A 280-nucleotide genomic window follows, 5' to 3' on the forward strand; every position below is an offset into this window, starting at 1 on the left:
GGCCCTTGAGTTCCTTGAGTTCCTTGAGGCCCTTGAGTTCCTTGAGGCCCTTGAGACCCTTGAGTTCCTTGAGGCCCTTGAGTTCCTTGGGGCCCCTGAGTTCCTTGAGGTCCTTGATTATTATTATCAGAAACTTTTACATTCACTTCAACTTTTTGCTCTACCTTTTGTTCTTGTTTAGATTCTTGTTTAGATTTTTGTTTAGATTCGCATTTGCATTTATTATGTCCGCAATCCTTACATTTTTTATGCTCGCATTTGCATTTGCTATGTCCGCAAT

The 280-nt window shown here is 41.1% G+C and carries 1 protein-coding gene; it reads left to right on the plus strand.

Annotation, left to right across the window (positions count from 1 at the left end; genetic code table 11):
- The coding region (locus ASU00_RS25910) for a hypothetical protein (RefSeq protein ID WP_201786326.1) at positions 1–181 on the plus strand (181 nt) is incomplete at its 5' end.
- Positions 182–280: the final 99 nt, after the last annotated feature.

The sequence above is a fragment of the Peribacillus muralis genome, assembly GCF_001439925.1.
Classification (GTDB): Bacteria; Bacillota; Bacilli; order Bacillales; family DSM-1321; genus Peribacillus; species Peribacillus muralis.